At 68.5% G+C, this 7,154-nt stretch carries 7 protein-coding genes; all 7 read right to left on the reverse strand.

From position 1 onward, the window contains the following. Positions 1 to 350: 350 nt before the first annotated feature. On the reverse strand, positions 351 to 2,603 hold the full coding sequence (locus AB1824_12580; protein ID MEW5765799.1) for an NADP-dependent malic enzyme: 2,253 nt from the start codon (positions 2,601 to 2,603) through the stop codon (positions 351 to 353). Between the two features lie 991 nt (positions 2,604 to 3,594). After that, a complete protein-coding gene (locus AB1824_12585) occupies positions 3,595 to 3,867 on the reverse strand; it encodes a hypothetical protein (GenBank protein ID MEW5765800.1) in 273 nt (90 codons plus the stop codon). A gap of 22 nt (positions 3,868 to 3,889) precedes the next feature. Further along, positions 3,890 to 4,285: a hypothetical protein gene (locus AB1824_12590; protein MEW5765801.1), complete on the reverse strand. Its 396-nt coding sequence runs from the start codon at positions 4,283 to 4,285 to the stop codon at positions 3,890 to 3,892. Beyond that, positions 4,282 to 4,674, reverse strand: coding sequence for a methylmalonyl-CoA epimerase (gene mce / locus AB1824_12595; protein MEW5765802.1), 393 nt, complete (start codon positions 4,672 to 4,674; stop codon positions 4,282 to 4,284). The genes AB1824_12590 and mce overlap by 4 nt, the downstream gene beginning before the upstream one ends. Then, the gene (gene meaB / locus AB1824_12600; GenBank protein ID MEW5765803.1) at positions 4,671 to 5,621 is read right to left on the reverse strand and encodes a methylmalonyl Co-A mutase-associated GTPase MeaB; all 951 of its coding nucleotides are present in this window, start codon (positions 5,619 to 5,621) and stop codon (positions 4,671 to 4,673) included. Before meaB ends, mce begins: the two co-directional genes overlap by 4 nt. A gap of 28 nt (positions 5,622 to 5,649) precedes the next feature. After that, complete coding sequence (locus AB1824_12605; GenBank protein MEW5765804.1) at positions 5,650 to 6,792, reverse strand: acyl-CoA dehydrogenase family protein; 1,143 nt, start codon at positions 6,790 to 6,792, stop codon at positions 5,650 to 5,652. Between the two features lie 152 nt (positions 6,793 to 6,944). Then, the coding region (locus AB1824_12610; GenBank protein ID MEW5765805.1) for a hypothetical protein at positions 6,945 to 7,154 on the reverse strand (210 nt) is incomplete at its 5' end.

Consider the following 7,154-nt stretch of genomic DNA (forward strand, 5'->3'; position numbering starts at 1 on the left):
ACCCCTCCGGGGTTTCCCACCCTTCCCACAGTCCCTGCTGCGGTCAGAAGGCACCGCGTTTCGGATTGATTTTTACATGAGGCAACAAATACCATTTTGGGAAGATTCTTACGTGAGGCAACAGGGTGAGTGAGGGCGCGGACCTCGTGGGGTCCCTGCCTCGCAGTTCTCACGGAATGAAAAAAGGACGGGCCATGCGGCCCGCCCCGTCTGGATCGGAGGCGCGAAGCCGGGGGTTCTCCCCCCGGCTTCGGCCACCCCCTCGCGCTCCCTTTTTCTTCTCTTCTCGGGTGGCCCTTTTCGGGTATCCCTGTTTCTCTCTCCGTCTCCGCCTCACCCGCTCCGGCGGCCTACCGGCCCGCCTGGTAACAGGAGAGGGCGGCCATGTTGACGATCTCGCGGACGTCGGAGTTGAGGGAGACGACGTTGATGGGCTGTTTAAGGCCGAAGAGCAGGGGCCCGATGACCTCCCGCTGGCCGCCGATGTAGCCCACGAGCTTGTAGGCGATGTTGCCGCTCTGCAGGTCGGGGCAGATGAGGACGTTGGCGTCGCCCTGGATCTTGCTGTGGGGGAAGTTCTCGCGGGCGAAGTCGGGCAGGACGGCCACGTCGCCGTGCATCTCGCCGTCCACGACGAGGTCGGGGCGCTCCTGGTGGAGGAGGGCCACCGCCTCGCGCACCTTGCGGGCCTTGGGGTGGTCGTTGTCGCCGAAGTTGGAGAAGGCCAGCATGGCGATGCGGGGTTCGAGGTTGAAGTGGCGGGCCAGTTCCGCGGCCTGGACGGCGATGTCGGCCAGTTCCCGGGCGTCGGGCTCGATGTGGACGGTGGTGTCGGCGAAGATGAAAACCTTGCTGCCCACGAGGACCACATGCATGCCCACGGCGCGCCGGACGCCTTCCTTGAGTTCGGCCAGGGGCAGGACGACGCGGATCGTGTCCACGTAGGAGCGCTCGATCCCCGCCACCATGCCGTCGGCCTTGCCCGTGCGGAGCATCATCAGGGCGTAGTAGAGGGCCTTCTTGACGAGGGTCCGGGCCTTCTTGGGGGTGAAGCCCTTGCGGGACCGCAAAGCGTAAAGCTCGTTCGCGAAGGCTTCGGCGTCGGGGGCGGTCTCCGGGTCCACGATGGTCACGTTCTTCGGGTCGAGCCCCACGCGCTGGGCGGCGGCCTCGATGGTCTCCCTCTTGCCGAGGAGGATGGGCAGGCCCAGGCCCTCGTCGGCAAGGAGGCGCGCGGCCTCGATGATCTTGGGGTTCTCGCCCTCGGGGAAGACCACGCGCTTCTTCTCCTTGCGCGCCGTGGCGCGGATGGTGCGCATGACCTCCTGGCTCTTGCTGGTCATGGCCTCCAGGCGGGCGCGGTACGCGTCCCAGTCGGTGATGGGTTTCTGGGCCACGCCCGTCTCGCAGGCGGCCTTGGCCACGGCGGGGGCCTCCCAGTAGAGGACGCGCGGGTCGAAGGGCTTGGGGATGATGTACTCGGGGCCGAACTCGAATTTCTGTCCGCCGTAGGCCGCGCAGACGTTCTCGGGCACGGGCTCCTTGGCGAGGGTGGCCAGGGCCTTGGCGGCGGCCATCTTCATCTCTTCGTTGATGGCGGTGGCGCGCACGTCGAGGGCGCCGCGGAAGATGAAGGGGAAGCCGAGGACGTTGTTCACCTGGTTCGGGTAGTCCGAGCGCCCCGTGGCCATGATCACGTCGGCCCGGGCGGCCTTGGCGTCCTCGTAGGCGATCTCCGGATCGGGGTTGGCCATGGCGAAAACGATGGGGTTCTTGGCCATGGAGCGGACCATGTCCTGCGTGACGAGCCCCTTGACGGAGCAGCCGAGGAAGACGTCGGCGCCCTTCATGGCCTCGGCCAGGGTCCGGAGCTTCGTGTCCTGGGCGAAGTGCTCCTTGTAGGGGTTCATCCCCTCCTTGCGCCCCTTGAAGACGACGCCCTTCGTGTCCACGAGGAGGAAGTTGGCGTTGGGCACTCCGAGCTGTTCGTAGAACTTGGCGCAGGCGATGGCCGAAGCGCCGGCGCCCGATACGACGACGCGCACGTCCTTGATGCTCTTGCCGGCGATCTCGAGGGCGTTGAGGAGGGCGGCGCCGGAGATGATGGCGGTGCCGTGCTGGTCGTCGTGGAAGACCGGGATCTTCATGGTCTTCTTGAGGGTTTCCTCGATGTAGAAGCACTCGGGGGCCTTGATGTCCTCCAGGTTGATGCCGCCGAAGGTGGGCTCGAGGAGCTGGGCGACCTTGATGACCTCGTCGGGGTCGTGGGTGTCCAGGTTGATGTCGAAGACGTCCACGTGGGCGAATCGCTTGAAGAGGACGCCCTTGCCTTCCATGACGGGTTTGCCGGCCAGGGCGCCGATGTCACCCAGGCCCAGGACGGCGGTTCCGTTGGAGAGGACCGCCACGAGGTTGCCCTTGTTGGTGTATTTGTAGGCGTCCTCGGGGTTCTTCTCGATGGCCAGGCAAGGAATCGCCACGCCGGGCGAGTAGGCGAGGGAGAGGTCCCGGGCCGTGAGGCAGGGCTTGGTGGGCACCACCTCGGTCTTGCCCGGGCGTCCTACGGAGTGGTAGTCAAGGGCATCCTGTTCACGAATGGCCATGTCATCCTCCCGTGGCGCCGCCGCGGTCTCCCGCCGGGGGCGCCCGCACACGGTTCCGGCGGGCGCTTCTCTCCTCCGCCGGATGGTTCCCATTTCATGGCATCACCGGTCCGGTGATGGGCCTCTTGCGATGGCCCGGCCGCGTAAGGGCCGGACGCCCCGCCCCCAAATTCGGTGCGCAGGGTCCCTCTGAGTATACCACCGGAGGCCCGGATCGGCGCCCGCACTGGAGCCCCATCCCCTTCTCGGTGCGCCAATTCCCCCCAGAAGGCCGAATTCCGCGATGGAAAGGTGGCGCATTCGGGGCACCCTCGAAAGGCATCCCGCCGGGGCGTCTTGGAACCACGACCCGCGCCGCCCCCCACAGGGCCCCCTGGGAGGCAGGGCTGATTGTGGACATGGAGGTGACCCGCCCGGAGGGCGGACCGAGGGAAAGGGACGCGAGGAGAAAGGTATTCCTTTCGACGCGCGGACCCGTCCTCGGGGGGAGGGGCCGAAGGCGCCGGGCCGCATGGGCCAAGGGTATCCGGGACAGGGAATGAGGAGGAAGTGAACGTGAAAAGGGAAACGAATCAGCGGGTTTCCCGGGGCGGCTCTGTGCATCGGCCGACCGACCGAAGGGAGGGAGGCGCGTCCCGACGCCGATGGGCCTAGTGCAAGGAAGGCGAGCGGGACAGGACCGAGGCGTACTGGATGTACGTGGAGCGTCCCAGACCGAAAAGCCTGACGCCGCAATAGGGCCGTTGCCGTCGGCGCCCTCTGGGGGGTGGGGGGACGGGTTCGGCTCAAGGGTGCAGGCCGCCTCCGAAGAATCCGGCCCGCCCGAAGGGCGGACGGGGCGCAGGAACGAGACGGAGAAGCGCCTACGCTTCGACGGAACGGGCCAAGCCCCGAGGAGGCGCCGAAGGCGCCGGGCCGGATGGGGCGGTGGCAGGGGCGCTTGGGGACACGGTCTTGTTTCCATCGCGAGAAAGGGGAAAAAGCATTCCGATCAGAACTCGGACATCTGGATGGAGTGGAGGAAGGAGGCGGCCTTCTCGTTCCGCAAGGATTCCACCTCCTCCCACCGCTCGGCGAGGGCGTCTTGCCAGGCTTCCTCGTCCGCGGGCAGACCCTTCTTCTCCCTGGCCAGGAGGTCCGTGAGGGCCGCCTCCTCGAAGAGCCGCGCGAGGGACTGCTTGGCGAGGTTCGAGGGCGCCCCCCTCAGAATCGAGAGGAGCGCGGCGAAGAGTTCCTCCGCCTTTTCGTCGGTGGGATCGTACATGGAGCCTCCTCCTGTCCCGCGGTCAGCGGAGGCCGACGAACTCGGCCACGGGGCGTCCCGCCAGGGTCTCGAAGCGCTCGGCCAGGGAGGGCATGGACCCCGTCCGCTCGTCGGCCACGATCTTCTCCACCCTCAGGAACGGCAGGAAGGTCGTGGACAGCCCCATGGAGGGGGAAGCCGCGCTCCGCACCTCACGGGCCCAATCCTCGAAGGCGTTGAGTTCGATCCCCCGGATCCAGAAGCCCGCCGTCTCCATGCGGAGGAGGAGGCCCCAGATCTTCTCCCGCGGGTCGCGCAGGTAGGCCACGACGAAGGACTCCTCCCCGGGAAGGGAGACCGTCCGGGATCCGGCGAGGCGGGGGGCCGGGCGGCCTCGGCTCGCCGCCGCGCCTTTGGAGCCTGCGCTTCTATCCTTCATGGCTTCTCCGCGAGTTCGAGCAGGACGCCGCCGGTGGACTTGGGGTGGACGAAGGCCACCCTCCGGCCGCCCGCCCCGGTCCGAGGGACCTCGTCGACGAGGGCGAACCCCCGCGCCTTGAGGGTTTCGAGGGCCTTGGCCACGTCCGGGACCTCCACGCAGAGGTGATGGAGGCCCGGTCCCCTCTTGGCGACGAACTTCCCCACGGGCCCCTCGGGGTCCGTGCTTTCCAAGAGTTCGAGGCGGCTCTCGCCGAGGGGGAAAAAGGCCACGCGCACCTTCTGCTCCGTGACCTCCTCCTCGCCGCCGCACTCCAGGCCGAGGGCCTCGTAGAAGGACTTGGCGGCATCGAGGGACGCCACGGCCACGCCGACGTGCTCGATCTTCACGGCCTGTCCTCCCAGCGGATGCGGGCCAGGATCTCCTCCGCCGCCGAATAGGGATCCGCCTCCCGGCGGATGAAGGCCTGCACGATGCGGGCCTCCTGCTCCTCCGAGAGCCAGCGGGATCGCAGGCCCAGGAGGAACCGCTCCGCGAGCAGATCCCGGAAACGCTGTCCGTACTTGAGCCGCAGGCGGCTCTCGGAGCGGGCGCCGCACAGGTGCTCCCCGTGGGCCTCCACGGCCGAGACCACTTCGGCGGTGCCCTCGTCCCGGGACGCCACGGTCTTCAGGATCGGCGGCACCCAATCCGACGCCGCCTCGGCCAGCTGAAGGGCGGCCCGCAGTTCGCGCTCCACTCGCTCCACCCCCTCCCGGTCGGCCTTGTTGATCACGAAGATGTCGGCGATCTCCATGATGCCTGCCTTGATGGCCTGGATGTCGTCGCCCAGCCCGGGCACCAGGAGGACGAGGACCGTGTCCGCCTCGCGCACGATGTCCACCTCGTCCTGGCCCACACCCACGGTCTCCACGAGGATCACGTCGAAGCCCGCCGCGTCGAGGACCACCAGGGCGTCGGAGGTGGCCCGCGCCAGGCCGCCCATGTGGCCGCGGGTGGCCATGGAGCGGATGAAGACGCCGGGATCCAGGGCGCGGTCCTGCATCCGGATCCGGTCCCCCAGGATGGCGCCTCCGGAGAAGGCCGAGGAGGGGTCCACGGCCACCACCCCCACGGTCTTCCCCATTACGCGGTAGGCCCCGATGAGACGGTTCACGAGGGTGGACTTGCCGGCCCCGGGAGGTCCCGTCACGCCCACGATGCGGGCCCGTCCCCCTTGCCGGTACAGGTCCTTCAGGAGGTCGAGGTAGCCGTCGCGGCGGTCTTCCACGACGCTCAGCCCGCGCGCCAGCGCCCGGCGGTCCCCCTTGAGAACGGCTTCCGCTAAGACGTGCATGGTTTCCCCGATGGGCCTTCGCGGGCCGTCACTCCCTCAGGAGCTGCCGGGCGATGACGAGGCGCTGCACCTCGCTCGTGCCCTCTCCGATGGTGTTGAGCTTCACGTCCCGGTAAAACTTTTCCGCCAGGAAGTCCTTCGTGAACCCGTAGCCGCCGAGGATCTGGACGGCCCGCTCGGCGCACCAGACAGAGACCTCCGAGGCGTACATCTTGGCCATGGAGGAAAGCTTGGTGACGGTGCGGCCCTTGTCCTTCTCCTGGGCGGCGCGGAAGGTGAGGAGGCGCGCCGCGTCGATGCGCGTGGCCATGTCCGCCAGGGCGAACTGGATGGCCTGGAACTCGGCGATCTTCTTGCCGAAGGCCACCCGCTCCTTGGAGTAGCGGAGGGCCGTCTCGAAGGCCCCTTGGGCTCCCCCGAGGGAGAGGGCGGCGATGGAGATGCGGCCCCCGTCGAGGACCCTCAGGGCGTCCTGGAAACCTCGGTTCACCTCGCCCAGGCGGTTTTCGTCGGGGACGAAGCAGTCTTCCAGGATGAGTTCCCCGGTGTCCGAGGCGCAGAGCCCGAGCTTCTTCTCCTTCTTGCCCGCTCGGAAGCCGGGGGTCCCCTTCTCGACGGCGAAGGCCGTCACGCCGTGGTGCGGGTCCGACCGGTCCGTCAGGGCCATGATCACGGCCGTGTCCCCCACCGTCGCGTGGGTGCAGAAGGTCTTGGTGCCGTTGAGCACCCAGCCCCCGTCCTTCCTCACCGCCGTGGTTCGGAGGCCCGCCGCGTCCGAGCCCGACCCGGGCTCCGTGAGGGCCCACGCGCCGATCTTCTTTCCCTGGGCCAGAGGCGCAAGGAGGCGCTCCCGCTGCTCGGGCGTCCCGGTCAGATAGATGTGGTTACTGCACAAGGAGTTGTGGGCCGCCACGCCGATTCCCACCGAGGGGTCCACCCGGGACAGTTCCTCGATGATGAGGACGTAGTCCACGTAGGACATGCCCGCGCCCCCGTACTCCTCGGGGAAGATGGCGCCCATGACGCCCATTTCGCCCAGCTCCGCGAAGACCTCGCTCGGAAAGCGGCAGGCGTCGTCCCACTCTCGGACGTGGGGCCCGATCTTCTCCTCGGCGAAGGAGCGGATCGTATCCCTCAGCACCTGCTGTTCGGCGGTCAGTTCGAAATTCAAGGCCACCTCCTCTGGGACGGCCCGGCGGCGTCCCCCCGGACGCCCCTCGCTTTCGGCCTTCGGATCCCCCTGGCCTTATTGAACCACACTCGGGCCGGCCTTGAGAACCGGAGGCGCCGGTCCCCGCCCCGTCCGCGGGGCCTCCCGCCGGATCAAGGGCTCCTCCGCCGCCCCGGAGGGCCGGAATCCCGCACGCGCCGCACGACCCACGCCCCCGCCAGGGGCAGGGCGAGGGCCAGGCAGATGGCGGCTCCCGTGGGCAGGTCGTACCGGACGGAGGCCGCGGTGCCCAGCACGCACGCCCCCGCCGCCGCCGCCTGAGCCCCAACGAACACGGCCAGGGAGCGCCCCGAAAGGCTCCG

Source organism: Acidobacteriota bacterium (genome assembly GCA_040752915.1).
GTDB lineage: Bacteria > Acidobacteriota > UBA4820 > UBA4820 > DSQY01 > JBFLVU01.